Here is a 15908-nt window from a genome sequence, read left to right on the forward strand (position 1 = left end):
GCCGGGGCAGGTCACAGCGGCAGCGGATCGATATCGCAGTTGGCCCGCACCCCGGCCGCCGCTGCCGCCGTCGCCGGATGCAGCTCGCCGAACGTCGACCGGAACCGGTCGACGATGTCGTCGAACAGCAGACTCGCCTGGGAGTCCTGGCCGAGCCCGCGCAGATCCATCGCGAGGTTGAACCCGCAGGCCAACGTGATCGGATGGCCGGGACCGAGCTGCTCCGTACAGCTGTCGAACGTCTCCGCGTCGAGCGCCCGCGCCGCCTCGTACTCACCAAGTTCGTACAAGGCGCTGGCCAGGTTGACCCGGGCGGCGAACACCAGGGCGTGGCTGCCCCCGAGCCGCTGAGTGAGCCGGCGCAGGCCCTCATCGGCCACCTCGCGGGCCTGCTCGTGCTCACCGAGCAGGCGCAACGTCACCGCCAGGTCGACCTGCGCCCCCGCGGTGTGCGGGTGGTCCTCGCCGTAGAGCGCCCGCAGACCCTGCACGGCGGCCTCACCGGCCTGCCGCGCAGCCCGCAGGTCGCCGGTGACCCGCAGGTCGATCGAGACGGTCAGGTTGGCCAGCACACTGTCCGGGTGGTCGTCGCCGTAGCGGATGCGGAACCGCCGCAGCGCATCGGTGGACAGGTCCAGCGCCTCATGGTGCTGGCCGGCCTTACGCCGGAAGCCGGCCAGCTGGTGACTCTGCCGGACCAGGTCCGGATGGTCGTCGTACTTGAGCACCCGGCGGGCGTCGGCGACCAGGTTCTCCTGGCTGGCGTGTGCCGTCACGTAGTCACCCAGCTCACGCCGGTCCAGGTTGATACCGCCGAGGGTGTTCAGGCTGACCGGGTGGTCGGTGCCGTAGATGTGCACCAACTGTTCGTAGGTCTGCTCGTCGAGCTGCAGCGCCCGACCGAACAGCCCGGACAGCCGCATGCTGACCGCGAGGTTGTGCGCGGCCCGCAGCGTGAACGGCTCCTCGTCACCGAAGTTGCGCTTGGACTGCTCGTAGACGGTGATCGACCGCTCCAACGCCCCGTCGAAGTCACCGGCGACGCGATGGTCGGCGGCGACCGCACCGAGCGCGTCGAGCGTCTCCTCCTCGGTGTCGCCGACCGTCTGCCGGTACAGCTGCAACGTCCGGGCGTTCAACTTCGCGGCGGCGGCGTAGTCGCCGACGACGAAATACATGAACCCGAGCCAGGTCGCCATCCGCAGACTGTCCGGGTCGGTGTCGTCACCCCGGTCGATCCACGACCGGTACGCCCGCTGGGCGAGGTCGCGGGCACCGATGTGGTCGCCCCAACGCCACAGGTACTTCGCCTCGTTGAGCACCATGTCCCGGACCAGCTCGTTACGGCAGGTCTCCGCGCCGGACGCGACGATGTGCGGATACAGCTCGGCGTAGCGGGGCCAGTGGTCGGCGTCGTCCGGCTCGTCCGGGTCGTTGCCGGCGAGCAGCAGGTGGGCGCTGTGCCGCAGGTCCTTGCGGTCCTGCTCGCTCATCTGGTGGATCAGCACCCGCTGGACCAGCCGGTGCATCTGCAACGAGTTGGTCCGGTGGTCGATGCGGGCCAACGACAACCGGCCGATGGTCCGAATCGCCTGCTTGAGCCGGATCGGGCTGCGCACCAGCGGATCCAGGTCGGGGTGGATCTGCAACCGGGGCTTGGACAGCAGCGACCGATTGATCGGCTCGGACGCGAAGAACGCGCAGACCTGCAGCAGACGCAGCGCCGACGGGTCCCGCTCCCGCAGCCCGTTGAGGGAGATGTGCCAGGCGGCAGCGACCAGCGGCGGGTAGTCCTGCTCCACCTCGGTCACGTCGTCGACGTCGGGTTGGCTGTCGCGCAGCAGCTGCAGGTACTCGTCGGCGGTCATCGTCGTCTCCGCGCGCCAGGCCGCTGCCTGCTCGATGGCCAGCGGCAGGTCACCCAGCGCGGCGGCGAGCCGCTCCGCGTCGCTGACCAGAAGGTCCGGGCCACGGCGGCGGAGCAGCTCGATGCTCTCCTGCCGGTCGAACACGTCGACCGGCAGGCCGCTGGCGATCTGGCCCCACCGGGGGTCGCGCGAGGTGACCACGATGCTGCCCGGCCCACCCCGGGGGAAGAACCGTTCCACGTCGTCGGGGTCCTCGGCGTTGTCGAACACCAGCAGCCAGTTGGCGTACGGGCGGCCGATGCGCAGCGCGTCGAGCACCGCCGGCACGGCGGTGTTCGCTGTCGTCGGCACCTGCAGGTCGAGCCGGCTGGCGAGCTCGGCGAGTGCGGACTGGATCTGCGCCGGACGCTCGGCGGAGATCCACCAGATCAGGTCGAAGTCCTGCTGGTGCTGGTAGACGTACTCGACGACCAGTTGGGACTTGCCGACACCGCCGGCACCGTGCACCGCCTCGGGCAGCACCGCGGTGGTGCCGGCGCGCAGCCGCTGGTGCAGCGTGTCGAGCAGCGCCCGCCGGCCGGTGAAGTTGGCGTTGCGCGGCGGCAGGTTGCCGACGACGGCCGGCTGCTGGTCGCGTCGCTGGGTGCGCAGGACAGCGGTGGTCGGCGGGATGACACTGCCGGTCGGAGACACCGCACTCCCTTCTGGGTCGGGTCCGGGGTGGGGCGTCTGCTGCCGGGCGCCGAACGGGAAGGACGCTCCCGGCGACGCCATTATGTCAGACATCGTCGGCTCCATACCTGTATGACTCGCTTGCGAATTCGTCGCCGGATAGCGGGATCTGCGGGCCCGGACCGGCGAACCCAACGCCCAACCAAGCCGTTCGGCGGCGACCAGGTTCGGGCCGCCCAACGACAGGTGCACCGCCAACTCGACCCGCAGAAACGGCTCGGAGGCCGGGGTCACCCGGGGGTACGTGGCCTCGCGGGGGCTGCGGACCCGACGGGTCAAGTTCCGCACCGCCTCGATGTCCCGGCCGAGCTCACTCTCCACGGTGTACTGGACCTCGATGATGCGGTCCCGGTAGCTCGACGCCAGCAGTTGGTCACGAACCCCGTGGCGGAACTCGTACCGCAGCCGGGTGTCATCGCCGGACGTACCACCGCCGTGCCGCACCGGCCGCAACAGGTCGCTAGTCAACACCTCGGTCAGGTGCGTCGGGCCGAGCCGACCGGCGGTGCGCTGCACCGCCCGGATGATCCGCGAGGTCAGCGGAGCGGCGGAGAGCCGGGTCGCCAACGCGAACGCCCGGGGCGACGCCTTGGCCCGGAACCGGGCGACCAGCTCGGTCGCCCTCAGCCCCGACTGTGCCAGGCGCGGTACGCGCACCGCTCCCGGGACCCGGTCCGACAAATTCACCAGCAGCGCCGGCATCCGCACCGTACCGGCCGTCGGCCCGGCCAGCAGCCGCCCCCACCGCGACAGCCAGTCACCGCCGCGCTGGATCACCGGCACCGCGGTCCGCTCCGGCCCGCCGGGCTCCGCCGCCGACCACGGGTCCGGCACGCTGGTCCGCCATGGACGCTCGGCGGTCGGTAGCCGGGCGCTGGCCGGGGTCCACAGCACTTCGGCGGTATCCATTCCCCGGTCGTACCAGTGCTGCTGCGGCAGCACGTTGACCACGGCCAACGCCGCCAACGCCGCCCAGCCGACCAGCACCGGGAAGATCAGCCCGGTGGTCCAGGCCGGCGACCGGCCGTGCGTCACCAGGAAGACCACCGGCGGCCCGCCGTCACCCGACGGCACCGTCAGCGGGGCGTGCGGGGCGTCACGCCAGCGCACCGCGCCGTCGGCGACCACCACGGACCGGACCGACACCGAGGCGAAGCACTCCTGCTCGCGCAGCATCGCCAGGAAGTCGGCGAACTCGTCGGACCAGAACTCCATCACCGGATCGTCGTCGATGACGACGAGGACCTCACGACGACCGGCGATCTCCAACTGCCGGGCCGGCTCGGGCAGGGTCGGACGGACCGCAAAGGCCGACCCACGCGACGACAACGAATCCATCATGGAGCACCACCGGGGCGGATGGTGCCGCCGACCGTCCCCCGGTGACCGTCTCCGCTCATTCGCGGACCTCTCCCAAGTCGTCGCCGGCTGAGCCAGGCTGTCCGGGCTGCCGCAGCGGATCGTCCCACAAGATCACAAAGCCGTGCCCGACGTGCCGGCCCGAAGCAGACGGATCCTCACCCCAGGCCGACTTCCTCAACTTTGCGACATGCATGGGCAGCTGCGCCATCCCCCCGGCGAACCCATTCGCCGACTCGACCATCGATCGCAGCACCCGGCACAGCTCAACGGCCAACACCGGATCACGGTGCCAGACGATGGCTGGGACACCGGACCGTACGCCGACAAGCAGTTGCCGCTCGGCCGCGCTGTCCGGCAACGGCGAATCGCTCAACACCAGAACGACCGCCGCCTCGTCACCCGTCAGCAACGCCTCCAGTTGGGCGTCGACCTGATCAGGCGCGGCGCAGAATATCCGAGAAGACCCGCCGTCCGCAGCAACGCCACGCCAGCGCACCCGCCACCGCCGATGCCACTCGGGGGAACGCAGCCGCTCCAACGAGCGGATCACCAGTGGATACTCCACCACCAACGGGCTCGGCACCGGCGACCGAAGTTCCTTGCGCCAGGTGTCGACCGGCTCGTTGAGCAACTGCCACGGCAGGACTATCTCAATCGTCACCGGCCCCGCCTGGTGCGCCCAGCGCCGCTCCGTCTCCGACAGCACCTCGTCGACCGCAGCCTCCAGGTCGCCGTAGCGCACTCGGCGATGCTCACCCCGCACCGGTGCCCAGGTCGGCGACGCCCACTGATACCAGTGGGACATGATGAACGTGTCGTCGTCACCGCCGTACTTCTCGAACTGGATGACCAGGTAAGCCGTCGCGGGGCCGACGGCACCGTCCGCCACGGCGGCGGCGGTGGCGGCGGTGGCGGCGGTGGCGACCGCCGCGACGGGCGACCGGCCGAAGCGGGTCCCACCCACCCCGACGAGGGCGTCCTCCGGCACGTCCCACTCATCGGCCAGGGCCCGAATCAGCTGGCGCAGCCGCTGCCGCGCCTCGGCCGGCACGCTGTCCTCGAGCCGACCGAGCAGCCGCAACCAGTGCGGCACCCCGCCAAACCCCGTTCCGTCGCCCGCCACACCGACACTCGACGGCGCCACCGCCAGATGGGCGAACAGATGCCACAGCGAGGTGCAGTGCTCCGGCGGCGGCTCCTGCCGGCACTCGACCACGAACCGACGCCACCGCGCCGTCACCCGCAACTCGGACAGGTCACCCCGCAGCCAACCCAGATCGTGATCGGCGAACTGCTCGAACACCTGCCACTCGTCGGACAGCTGGAGCAGCGTCAGGGTCCGCGCGCCGGCCGGCTCCAGTAGCTCGAGACACTCGGCGAGCAGCCGCAGCCCGCCGGTACGGTCGATGCAGGCCGTCACCAGGTCCACCAACTGCGGCCGTAACACCGCCAGGTCACGCAGCCGCAGCGGCCCGCCGAACGCCTCCTCGACCAGCCGCAGCAGCACCTGGCGGCTGCTCGGATCCCGGACCACGTCCGACTCCTCGAGCAGACCGGCTACCTCGGCGATGATCCGGCGACGCTCCGCCCCCTGCGGGGACGGCACCCGCCGCTCGACGTCACTTGGGTCCAACATCGGGCCGGCCGTTCCGCCTGCACCGGGCCGACCCGCCCCGGATCAATCGAGCCGTCCCGGCCCGAACGGGTCCAATGTCTCCAGCGCACGGACCACGTCGTCCGCGTCACCGGCCAGTTCCGCCCGCCGCCGCTGACCGTCCTGCTCAAACACGGCGATCACCCGCAGCGGGCCGGAGCGGCTGCGCAGCATCGACTGGATCGCGTACCAGCCGGCCGACGACGCGATGCCGACCGCGATCTGCAGCAACGTGTCGGCAACCGGGCCCCGGGTGGACAGGAACTCGGACTCCGCCGCCGGATGCCAGGTACGCGCGGTGACTCCCTGCGCGGTCAACTGGTCAACCAACTGGGTCGTGTGCGCCGGGTAGACCGGTGTGCCGTGGTCGAACCCCTGCGGCAGAAACACCACGTCGGTGCCGGCCACCGGCCCCGGACCGGCATCCGCGGGCACGGTGACGACGGATTCCTCGGAGAGCATATGTCGATGGTATGTGGACCACGCGAACCAGCCGACCCCGGACCGATCCAGTGGAGCGGCACTGCTACAACAGATCGCATAAACATGACCGTCACTGTTTGCAACGATCGGGCGGAGGGCCGCGATGCCCGACCCGACCGAGCCAGACTGGCGGCCGGACTACACCGGCGACAACAGCCTCGGTGATGTCGGTGCCGGTCGACGCCTCGGAGCGCACCTGTACTACCTGTACCGGGCCGGCCGGAACGAGCTTCCGGAGATTGCCTCTGTCTACGCCAGGCTGACGAGGCGGATGCACGGCATCGTCGATGGGTTGGAGACGCAGTTCGATCGGCCGGGGCTCGGAATGCATCCGGCGCACCTGCGGCTGATGGAGTTGCGGGACGAGGCGCACGACGTGTTCCGTCAGACCTGCCTGCGCATGCAGGAGGTCGGTGCGGCGCTCGTGGACATCGCCGACTCGTACGCCGCCACCGACAAGCTGGCCGCTGACGGATTCTCCCGGCTGCTGGACGACAACGCCGAGGAGTACGGCACCTCGCCGCCGCACATCCCTGAACTACCCGGGGTGCACGATCCCCCGCCGAGCAGACCGAGTCATGACGAACGCGTCGGTGGCATTTAGATGATCGAGCCCTGCTCCGACACACACTCGCGATCGTGAGGGAATTTCATGAGCGAGCCTTCGATCACCTACAACCCGCGGGAGTTCTACCGCAAGCTCCCGGAAATCCAGGGCTACTTCGCCGAACTCCGCTACATCGACACCGCGATGGCCTTCCTTGAGGTAGAGAAAGCCAGCTGGTGGCATCAGACACCGGTCGGCCCCGGCACGCACTACATCGAAGTCCGTCTCGGTGCCACGTTTCCCTTCACGAAGATTTACCACGTACCGGCGGACTACGTACGCCTGCCATGGCACGACAGCCGCAAGGAGGAGGTCGAGGAACATCTTCGGACGTTGGCCAGTGAGGCTGCGACGTGGGCGGCCACCGTAACTTGCCCAGAGCATGGCGGAGCTGGCACGGCAGGAATCGCTACGCAACATTCTGATCCTCGCCGGCGGTGCAGCGACGGTATTCGGCGGGATCCTCGGTGGCGCGACGGCGACCGTCGGTGGCCTGTGGGTGGCGAGTTCGGGCGTTGTCGCGGGTGGCGTGAGCATCGCCGCGACCACCATCCCGGACGGCGGCTGGGCGGCGCTGAATCTGCAGGGCAGCACCGCCGCTGACCTGCTCGCCTCAGTCTCGGACGCGATCGGGCAAATCGTCGAGAACGACAGCGATCAGCACGCAGCCCTGCGGGAAGTGACCCAGGAAGCGCTCGACCGCGTCGACTCGCTCCGAAGCGGCGACGAGGATGACAGGCTCATCCCGGTCGAGCCCAACATCGTGTCCGGCGTCGACGGCAACGATTTCTACCTACCCTGACGGCATTCGACACGACGACCCTGGAGGACTGCCATGCGTCTACGTACCGGTCGGCTCCGGCGCGGCATCGTCGCGGTGGCGCTCGTGGTCGTCGCTGCCGGGTGCGGTGCCGGCGGCCCGACACCACCGCCCGACTCGAATCCGCGGTACGGGCAGATCCCTGAAGACCTGTGCTCCCGGCTGCAGTTCGAGGCGGTGTTCGAGGGGATCGCTCTGGACCTCGCCCCCTCCCATGAGGACGGCTCGGACTATCGCACGGAGCGCACCTACTGGCGGGAGCGATGCGACTTCGGCGCCATCGCACCCGACGAACGCTTCGCCACCGCACTCGGCGAATTCCAGCCGTCCGGCGCGGTACAGGTCCGCGTCTACCACGACGTGGCGGGTGCGGTGCAGGCCTACGATCAGGACGTCGCGAACTACATCGACCTACCGGAGGAGACCGGGCCGAACCCTGCCACCGCCGAACTGACCGGTTGGTGGGGCGACAGCGGCAAAACGCTCCAGACGGCACTGGTGCTGGATCCCGATGACTTCACCCTCGGTGACATCGCCGCCTCGCAGCTCGACGTCACCCACCTCGTCCGCCACGAAAACCTGGTGCTGATGGTGTACACAGGCGCGGTGGCCCCCACCGGGGAAACCACAGAGGCGGTCACGCTCCTGCACGACCTGGCGGACGCGCTGATCGACGAAACAGCCAGCCATCTCGACCCCTGAGCACGAACATCGGGTACAGCCGACGCGTACCGTTTCGCAGATGAGCGAGGCAGGAAACCGGGTGAGCAGCCCGGATCAGACGAGTGGGACCGACGTACCGCAGCTTTTGACCGCGGCACGCGCCGGCGACGGCACCGCCTTCGGCCACCTCGTCGGCCCGCTCCGCGACGAACTACACGCCTACTGCTACCGGATGCTCGGCTCGGTGCACGACGCCGACGACACGGTCCAGGACACCTTCGACCGGGCGTGGCGCAGCCTGGACCGGTTCGAGGACCGGGACGGGTCGATCCGGCCCTGGCTGTACAAGATTGCCACGAACCGGGCTCTGACCATTATCGAGCGTCGCGGCCGGCGGGAACTCCCCACCGACCTGAGCACGCAGGGGGCACCCCTGGCCGAGACGGTGTGGCTGGGTCCGTACCCGGACCAGCCGGCCGGACCGACGGCGTCGCGCAGCCCGGAAGCGCAGATCATCGCCCAGGAAAGCGTCGAGCTGGCGTTCGTCGCGGCCCTGCAACACCTGTCGGCCACGCAGCGGGCGGTCCTGCTGCTCCGCGACGTACTCGCCTACCCCGCCAGCGACGTCGCCGACCTGCTGGACACGACCGTCCCCGCCGTCAACAGCGCACTGCAACGCGCCCGCAGAGCCGTCGCCCAACTGCGACCGGCCGCCAGCCAGCAGCGGACCCTGGCCGCGCTCGGCGACGCCGCACAGCGCGAGCTCGCCCGACGGTACGCGGCCGCCTGGCAGGCGAACGACGTCGACACCATCGTGGCGATGCTGACCGAGGACGCACGCTACTCGATGCCGCCGATGACCACCTGGTACGACGGACGCGACGCGATCCGGCCCTTCCTGGTCGACGTGGTGCTGCGGCACCGCTGGCGGTTCCTGCCGACCCGGGCCAACGGGCAACTCGCCTTCGGCACGTACCTGTGGAACGACGACCGGGACGCGTACGTCCCCGCCGGCCTGGACGTGCTCACGCTACGCGGACAGCAGGTCGCCGAGGTGGTCTCGTTTCTCGACGCCGACTTCCCGACCTTCGGCCTGCCGGCCCAGCTGACCGGCTGACCGATCGGCCACCACCGAAGAACAGATCCGTACGCTGATCGGACGTTGGACGGCGGCGGTCCAGCGCCGCGACCTTGCCGCCGTCCTGGCCGACCACGCCGACGACATCGTGATGTTCGACGTCCCACCACCGCAGCAGGGGGTACGCGGCATCGACGCCTACCGGGAGAGCTGGCCGCCCTTCTTCCAGTGGCTGGCCAGCGGAGGTGGGGTGTTCGAGATCGAATCGCTGGAGGTCACCGCAGGCGACGACGTCGCTTTCGCGTACGCGCTGCTGCGCTGCGGCACCCAGGCGAGCCTCGCCGAGCAGCCGGACGTCCGGCTGCGACTGACCCTCGGCCTGCGCAGGCAGAACGGCCGGTGGATCGTCGCCCACGAGCACCATTCCTTCCCACTGGCCGACACCACCCCGCAGCGCTCGGCCCAGGACGCGGCCCCGGATCAGGGCGCGGCCCAAGCCGAACAGGACCTACGCCAGCTGCACCAGGACTGGTTCGACGCCACCACGGCGAGGGACCTCGACCGGCTGACGGCCCCGATCGCCGACGACGTCGTCTCCTACGAGCACGAGCAACCTCTGCGGTACGTCGGCATCGACGCCGTACGCGAGGTGTGCCGGGCCGGTCTCGACGCAGCTGGCGACGGCACCGTCACCTGGACCGTCCCGGACCTGACGGTCATGGTCGACGGCGACCTCGCGGTCACCTGGGGGCTCAACCGCGTCCGGTTGGAGCCGGCCGAAGCGACGCCCTTCGACAGCTGGTCGCGCGGGACCCGCGTCTTCCGACGCCGCGACGGCGCGTGGCGGATGGTCCACCAGCACCTTTCGTACCCCTACGACCCGTCGACCGGCGCCGCCCGCACCGACCTGCACGGCGTGTGACGACTCATCAACCAGCCCTAAAGGACGGCTCGCCGAGGACGAGGCGACCTGCCATAATCACGGCAAGCAGAGGCGGCCCGAGCACGATGGCCGACAGCGCCAGCCACGGTACGTGCCAATGAAGCTCGGTGCTGAAACTGACGTAAGCCGCCGCCGGACCGATCCCGGAAAGCAGGCCGAGCGCGGTGCCGACCCCGACGATAAGCCACGCTTGAGCTGTCGTGATGCGTCGGCGGACGCGGGGAGCGGCGCCGACCGCAGCCATGGTCGCCAGGTCCGGCCGCAGCTCCACCGACGCCAGTCCGACCGCCACGGTGCTAGCCACGACGGTGACCAGGACACTCACCGTCGCCAAGAGGTAGAACATCACGCCCACCTCACGCGACGACTGGTCGTCCGCCGGCACGGCGTCGACGGTGACCGGCGACGCCGGCGGTTCGGCGGCGGTGAGCTGCGCCGCGAGCAGGATCGAGTTCGCCGCAGCCAGCTCCTGCTCATCCGGCATCCGCGTCGTGTCCACCACAACGAGCCGGACCCTGGTGTCCAGGCCGATCCGCTGCGCGGTCTCCGGCGCGATCACCAGGCCGGGAAGCCTCGCGTAGTACTCCGACCGGCTGGCAACGACGGCTGGCAACAGCGTGAGCCCTTGGCCGTCCGACGACAGCGCGACACGGTCATCGGGCGTCACCAGTGTGTCGTTGAACGCGACCGCGTCACCTCGGTCGAGCGCCTCCCGCTCGGGCCGGGTGGCGGGCCGGCCGGTCACCAACTGGACGACCTCCGCCCCGCCGACGGCCACGTCCCGCTGCTCGGCGGCGACGGACACCGTCGCGGTCGGGCCGGCCGGCAGATCGTGGTGGGCAACGTTGGCCTGCAGGTCCGTAGCGGTGATCACCGTGACCGTGGCACGGCTCGGCAGGGCACCGGCGACCCGTCGCAGACCGTCCGGCCCCAGCTTCTCCGCCGCGTCCACTGGGACCAGCACCTGGCCGGGACGGGCGTCGAGTCGGCTCGGGGTCACCTCGCCGCGAGCCGCGCCCGCCAGGGCAAGTGCGACGCTGCCGGCGACCGCGGCGGTCACCGCGGCAACGGCCGCAGCCGTACGGAGCCGATGCCGGGCAGCATGGCGCAACGCCAGCCGTGACGGCATGGGAAGCAGACCAGCGACTCGGCCGCTCATCCGCACCAGCGTCGGCGTGCCGGCGACCACGCCGAGCAACAGCGCGACGCCGCCAGCGGCAAGCACCTGCGGCCGCCCTTGTGGGTTGCCGGAGACCAGCAACGCCACAATCCCCACGACAAGGAGCGCCAGCCCAGCCACCGCGCCGAGGCCATCGACCTTCGACGTGTCCCGCTGGCCGCCGAGGGCGCCACGGACCGAGCCTTGCCGGACGGCGCGGGCCGGCAGCAGCGTGGCCAGCATCGCGATGCACAGCGTGACGCCGACGACGCCCAGCAGCCGACCGGCCGGAAGCGACACGTCGATCAGCGGATGGTTGGCGACCTGTTCGATCAGCGGGGCAGCAGCGGCGAACGTCGCCAGCCCCAGGAGCACCGCTGCGAACGCGGCCACGACACCGAGCAGCAGCCCGCCAGCGACGACGATCCAGGTGACCTGCCGGGGCGTCGCACCAGCGGCGGAGACCAGAGCCAGCTCCCGACGCTGACGCGCCGCCCCGACCAGGAACGCCGCCCCGACGAGCAGCACGACCTGCGCGCCCGCGAACGTCACCACGAGCAACGCCGCCGCAGCCTCGAGCCGGCGTTCCCCGGCGGTCGGGGCCATCCGCTCCCTGGACAGCACCGAGAGGTTGCCGGACCCGGCGTCCATTCGTGGCGGCATCCATTCGTCGCCGTCGGGCAGCCGCACCATCAGCTTTCCGGGCGCCGACGAGAGCGGAAACCCGTGCGGGACGAGCAGCCCCGACGTACGCAGCGACCGGCTCCAGTCGACGACGCCGACGACGGTGAGCTCCCGCTGCGGCATCCCAGCGGTGACCGAGCTACCCAGCCGCAGCCCTAGATCCGCCGCCAGCCGCCGGGTCACAGCCACCTCGGCGGAGCCGTCCGGTGCCCGCCCGGACCGCACCACGTACCGGCCGTCGTTGGCCGGATGCGCCGGATCCGTCGCTTCGTACTCCTGTGCCCGCAGCCCGGCCGGGGTCCGCAGCACCGTACTGGCCTGGATCAACCCGGTGGTGTCGCTGCCGGGCGGCAGGGTGGCTTCGACCGCCGCGAGGTCACCCGACCCGACGATCAGATCCGCACCGCCCAGCGTAAAGGTGATCTCCTGCGCCGACGTGCCGCCAAGGTTGCTCCAGCTCGCGGTCAGGATCGTGCCGGCGTACGCGGGGATGAACAGCATCAGCAGCACGAGTACGCTGCGCCCCCGGTGACGCAGCGCCGAACGACGGGCGAGGCGCAGCGCCACCCGCGACGGGCCGACCAGAGCGGCGCCGATCATGACGACTCACCAAGCAGTCGCCGAGGATCGTCGCGATCCGGCGTCGCGTCGACGAGACGCCCGTCGCGGACGAAGATGGTCCGGTCCGCCCAACCGGCGTACCTCGCCTCGTGGGTGACCAGCACGCCCGCCGCACCGGCGTCGATCCGCGCCCGCAGCACCTTCAGCACGGCGATGCTGGTCTGCGAGTCCAGAGCACCGGTCGGCTCGTCCGCCAGCACCAGCCGCCGCCCGCCGACCAACGCCCGGGCGATCGCCACCCGCTGCTGCTGCCCGCCGGAAAGCTGATCAGGGAAACGGTCGGCTTCAGCGGCCAGGCCGACCTCGTCCAGCGCGGCGACCGCCGCCGACCGCGCCGACCGCACACCGGCACCGGCCAGCTCCAGCGGCAGGGCGACGTTCTCAGCCGCAGTCAGGTCGGTCACCAGGTTGTAGTCCTGGAACACGTAGCCGATCCGGTCCCGCCGCAGATGCGCAACCGCAGTCGGGTCGAGACCGCCGAGCTGCACCCCTTCGACCTCGACCGAGCCGGCGGTGGGCGTGTCGAGACCACCCGCGACGGCGAGAAGCGTCGACTTGCCGGACCCGGACGGCCCCATCACCGCGACCAGCTCACCCGGCCTGACCGACAGGCTGACACCCGCCAACGCTCGTACGGACACCTCACCGGCCTGGTACACCCGCTCCACGTCGGTGAGTCGCAGCACCGGGCCGCTCATCGCTGCGCCCGCTCGGGCATCGGCTGCTCGGTCGCGACCAGGCGCGGCCCGGTCGGGGGCCGGTCGTGCCGGCGGCGCAGGGTCGTCGCCTCGGCGTGGTCGAGCCACCGGATCTCGCTCTCCAGGCCGAAGATCAGGTGGTCCAGCAGCAGCGTCCAGGTGAGATCGTCATCTGCGTCGGCCCGCTGGCGCAGATCGGTGTAGTCACGCATCTGGCGCATCGACTCGGTTCGCTGCTTCTGCACCACGAGTGCGATGTCGACGTGCGGGTCGACCGCCGCCATCGCCAGCTTGATGGCCAGTTCACTGCGCGGGCGGTCGGTTTCGGTGATCGGAGTGACGTACCAGCTCTCCAGAGCTCGCCGACCCTGCTCGGTGATCGCGAACATGTCCCAGCCGTCCTCGTTGGTCCCAACCGGAGCGACATCGCCGTCCCGAGCGAGACGGTCCAGCGTGGTGTAGATCTGTCCAACGTTCACCGCCCAGCTGCCGCCGGTGCGGGCGTCGAACTCGGTCCTGAGCTGGTAGCCGTACTTGGGGCCGTCGGCGAAGAGAGCCAGTAGCCCCCACCGCACCGCAGTTCGCTGCATGCGGACACCCTACCAAGTAAGTAGTTACCCAGTAAGCACTCCCCCTAGATGCGGCGGTACACGCCTCGTGTCTCCACCCGGTACGGTGACGTGTCATGCATGCGCTGAAGCCCTGGCATCTGGCCGTACTGCTGCTCACCGGTCTACTGTGCGCCGGCGGTACCACAGCAGTCATCGCCGCTCTTCTCGTGGCCGCCAAACGGGGCAAACGCTGACCTGCAAGAGCCTTCCCGCGTACGCTGCGAGCTGCACCGGGTCCGGAGACCCGGTGCAGCGCCCGGCGGCCCGGCGGATGCGGGACCGCAGGGCCGCAGTTGCGATCCTCACCGGGTCCGGAGACCCGGTGCAGCCGCCCCGGCGAGGGCGACGCCGAGGACGACGAGGTAGTTGCGATCCTCACCGGGTCCGGAGACCCGGTGCAGCGGCGGCACCACCGAAGGCGGGATGCTCCAACCCGTGTTGCGATCCTCACCGGGTCCGGAGACCCGGTGCAGCTGCATCATCTGCGGAGACCTCGCCGCCTCCGCCCTGGTTGCGATCCTCACCGGGTCCGGAGACCCGGTGCAGCCCGCCGAGCTACGAGCCGTCCTGTCTCGGCTCACCCACGTTGCGATCCTCACCGGGTCCGGAGACCCGGTGCAGCCGTCTACTGCAAGATCGAGTTGGAGCGTACTGGCGGGTTGCGATCCTCACCGGGTCCGGAGACCCGGTGCAGCCCGCGCATGTTGGCAAGCTGCGCGGGAGTGGTCTGGTTGCGATCCTCACCGGGTCCGGAGACCCGGTGCAGCTGTTTAAGGTGATCGGGCGCAAGCCGATTCGTTGCCAGTTGCGATCCTCACCGGGTCCGGAGACCCGGTGCAGCACCAGCCGGTCATCGCCTCGTACCCCGACGACGACGGGTTGCGATCCTCACCGGGTCCGGAGACCCGGTGCAGCCTGCGCCGTCGACGACCGGGCGGCGATCGCACAGGCGTTGCGATCCTCACCGGGTCCGGAGACCCGGTGCAGCCAGATCAGGGTCTGTTCGGCGGTGCCGGTGGTGGGGTCGTTGCGATCCTCACCGGGTCCGGAGACCCGGTGCAGCTCCCCAAGGGGACATAGCCTGCTGCGGTGGCGAGCATCGTTGCGATCCTCACCGGGTCCGGAGACCCGGTGCAGCGACACCGGGACCGGGGTGCCACGCAGTGCCCGGGCGACGTTGCGATCCTCACCGGGTCCGGAGACCCGGTGCAGCTACGCGCGGTGAATGGTCATTGCCTCGCTCCGTTGATCGCGTTGCGATCCTCACCGGGTCCGGAGACCCGGTGCAGCTGATCCGTAGATGGAGTTTGAGTTCTATCTGGCCGAGTTGCGATCCTCACCGGGTCCGGAGACCCGGTGCAGCAGTCGGCATCCACGCCGTCCACCGGCTCGATGTGCGTGTTGCGATCCTCACCGGGTCCGGAGACCCGGTGCAGCGTCACCACGATCGACTGCGTGCCGGTCGACGACGCGGTGTTGCGATCCTCACCGGGTCCGGAGACCCGGTGCAGCCAGACCGAGTACGCCGCGGCGGTGCGTGAGCACGGCAAGTTGCGATCCTCACCGGGTCCGGAGACCCGGTGCAGCGTGCGCTCATCGGGCCATCACCGCCGCCGTGAGCAGGGCGTTGCGATCCTCACCGGGTCCGGAGACCCGGTGCAGCTGTGGTAGGTGCCCCGGTAGGGCTGCCAGCCGACCCCGGGGTTGCGATCCTCACCGGGTCCGGAGACCCGGTGCAGCGGCTCGCGAGCTGTGAAAATAGAAGACAATCGCTTGACTTCCGGCCAGCCACGAGGCCGATACGGGATTTTTGCCCGATATTCTGGTTCGGAACCTCCCGGGGTTTGGTGCCCACCGGAGGTTCCTAGTGCCGTGTCAGGGAACGTTTGCCTCGTGACGCGCCGTGCGGGTGCTGGTCCGGGCGG

Annotated in this window: 11 protein-coding genes and 1 CRISPR repeat array; of the genes, 5 read left to right on the top strand and 6 right to left on the bottom strand. The window is 70.2% G+C overall.

Annotated elements, in window-relative coordinates; all coding sequences use genetic code 11:
* Nucleotides 1-11: 11 nt before the first annotated feature.
* The 3 genes from fxsT to ACFHW1_RS26765 are packed head-to-tail and all read right to left on the bottom strand — an operon-like array spanning nucleotide 12 to nucleotide 6078.
* Complete coding sequence (fxsT, locus tag ACFHW1_RS26755; RefSeq protein WP_416616405.1) at nucleotides 12-3938, bottom strand: FxSxx-COOH system tetratricopeptide repeat protein; 3927 nt, start codon at nucleotides 3936-3938, stop codon at nucleotides 12-14.
* A gap of 58 nt (nucleotides 3939-3996) precedes the next feature.
* Nucleotides 3997-5598 (bottom strand): effector-associated domain 2-containing protein, encoded by a 1602-nt coding sequence (locus tag ACFHW1_RS26760; RefSeq protein ID WP_416616407.1) that lies wholly within the window; start codon nucleotides 5596-5598, stop codon nucleotides 3997-3999.
* A 42-nt stretch (nucleotides 5599-5640) separates the two neighbouring features.
* Nucleotides 5641-6078, bottom strand: a complete 438-nt coding sequence (locus tag ACFHW1_RS26765; protein ID WP_416556852.1) for a hypothetical protein — start codon at nucleotides 6076-6078, stop codon at nucleotides 5641-5643.
* A 124-nt stretch (nucleotides 6079-6202) separates the two neighbouring features.
* On the opposite strand from ACFHW1_RS26765, the gene ACFHW1_RS26770 reads away from it, so the two are divergent.
* The 5 genes from ACFHW1_RS26770 (at nucleotide 6203) to ACFHW1_RS26790 (ending at nucleotide 10189) form a co-directional block, all read left to right on the top strand.
* On the top strand, nucleotides 6203-6703 hold the full coding sequence (locus tag ACFHW1_RS26770; protein ID WP_416569322.1) for a hypothetical protein: 501 nt from the start codon (nucleotides 6203-6205) through the stop codon (nucleotides 6701-6703).
* Nucleotides 6704-7088: 385 nt separating this feature from the next.
* Entirely contained in the window at nucleotides 7089-7508 is a 420-nt protein-coding gene (locus ACFHW1_RS26775) for a hypothetical protein (protein ID WP_416569321.1), read from the top strand.
* Nucleotides 7509-7583: 75 nt separating this feature from the next.
* A complete protein-coding gene (locus tag ACFHW1_RS26780; protein ID WP_416569320.1) occupies nucleotides 7584-8228 on the top strand; it encodes a hypothetical protein in 645 nt (214 codons plus the stop codon).
* Between the two features lie 40 nt (nucleotides 8229-8268).
* Nucleotides 8269-9306 carry a sigma-70 family RNA polymerase sigma factor gene (locus ACFHW1_RS26785; RefSeq protein ID WP_416569319.1) on the top strand — a complete coding sequence of 346 codons (1038 nt, stop codon included), beginning with the start codon at nucleotides 8269-8271 and terminating at the stop codon, nucleotides 9304-9306.
* 25 nt (nucleotides 9307-9331) lie between these two features.
* A complete protein-coding gene (locus tag ACFHW1_RS26790; protein ID WP_416569336.1) occupies nucleotides 9332-10189 on the top strand; it encodes a YybH family protein in 858 nt (285 codons plus the stop codon).
* 7 nt (nucleotides 10190-10196) lie between these two features.
* Here the strand turns inward: ACFHW1_RS26790 and ACFHW1_RS26795 are convergent, their stop codons facing one another.
* Genes ACFHW1_RS26795 through ACFHW1_RS26805 form a run of 3 tightly spaced genes read right to left on the bottom strand, consistent with a single transcriptional unit; the run spans nucleotide 10197 to nucleotide 13962 of the window.
* Nucleotides 10197-12653, bottom strand: a complete 2457-nt coding sequence (locus ACFHW1_RS26795; RefSeq protein WP_416569318.1) for an FtsX-like permease family protein — start codon at nucleotides 12651-12653, stop codon at nucleotides 10197-10199.
* Nucleotides 12650-13372 carry an ABC transporter ATP-binding protein gene (locus ACFHW1_RS26800; protein WP_416569317.1) on the bottom strand — a complete coding sequence of 241 codons (723 nt, stop codon included), beginning with the start codon at nucleotides 13370-13372 and terminating at the stop codon, nucleotides 12650-12652. Before ACFHW1_RS26800 ends, ACFHW1_RS26795 begins: the two co-directional genes overlap by 4 nt.
* Complete coding sequence (locus ACFHW1_RS26805; RefSeq protein WP_416616409.1) at nucleotides 13369-13962, bottom strand: PadR family transcriptional regulator; 594 nt, start codon at nucleotides 13960-13962, stop codon at nucleotides 13369-13371. Before ACFHW1_RS26805 ends, ACFHW1_RS26800 begins: the two co-directional genes overlap by 4 nt.
* A gap of 238 nt (nucleotides 13963-14200) precedes the next feature.
* A CRISPR array of direct repeats spans nucleotides 14201-15723; the repeat unit is 37 nt; unit sequence GTTGCGATCCTCACCGGGTCCGGAGACCCGGTGCAGC.
* The last annotated feature ends 185 nt before the right edge of the window (nucleotides 15724-15908 follow it).

This window comes from Micromonospora sp. LOL_014 (genome assembly GCF_048060245.1).
Taxonomy (GTDB): domain Bacteria; phylum Actinomycetota; class Actinomycetes; order Mycobacteriales; family Micromonosporaceae; genus Micromonospora_E.

What these genes read in the sequence shown, in the direction of transcription:
- fxsT (WP_416616405.1), bottom strand. Translation starts at nt 3,938, where the DNA reads ATGGATTCGTTGTCGTCGCGTGGGTCGGCCTTTGCGGTCCGTCCGACC.
- ACFHW1_RS26760 (WP_416616407.1), bottom strand. Translation starts at nt 5,598, where the DNA reads ATGTTGGACCCAAGTGACGTCGAGCGGCGGGTGCCGTCCCCGCAGGGG.
- ACFHW1_RS26765 (WP_416556852.1), bottom strand. Translation starts at nt 6,078, where the DNA reads ATGCTCTCCGAGGAATCCGTCGTCACCGTGCCCGCGGATGCCGGTCCG.
- ACFHW1_RS26770 (WP_416569322.1), top strand. Translation starts at nt 6,203, where the DNA reads ATGCCCGACCCGACCGAGCCAGACTGGCGGCCGGACTACACCGGCGAC.
- ACFHW1_RS26775 (WP_416569321.1), top strand. Translation starts at nt 7,089, where the DNA reads ATGGCGGAGCTGGCACGGCAGGAATCGCTACGCAACATTCTGATCCTC.
- ACFHW1_RS26785 (WP_416569319.1), top strand. Translation starts at nt 8,269, where the DNA reads ATGAGCGAGGCAGGAAACCGGGTGAGCAGCCCGGATCAGACGAGTGGG.
- ACFHW1_RS26795 (WP_416569318.1), bottom strand. Translation starts at nt 12,653, where the DNA reads ATGATCGGCGCCGCTCTGGTCGGCCCGTCGCGGGTGGCGCTGCGCCTC.
- ACFHW1_RS26800 (WP_416569317.1), bottom strand. Translation starts at nt 13,372, where the DNA reads ATGAGCGGCCCGGTGCTGCGACTCACCGACGTGGAGCGGGTGTACCAG.
- ACFHW1_RS26805 (WP_416616409.1), bottom strand. Translation starts at nt 13,962, where the DNA reads ATGCAGCGAACTGCGGTGCGGTGGGGGCTACTGGCTCTCTTCGCCGAC.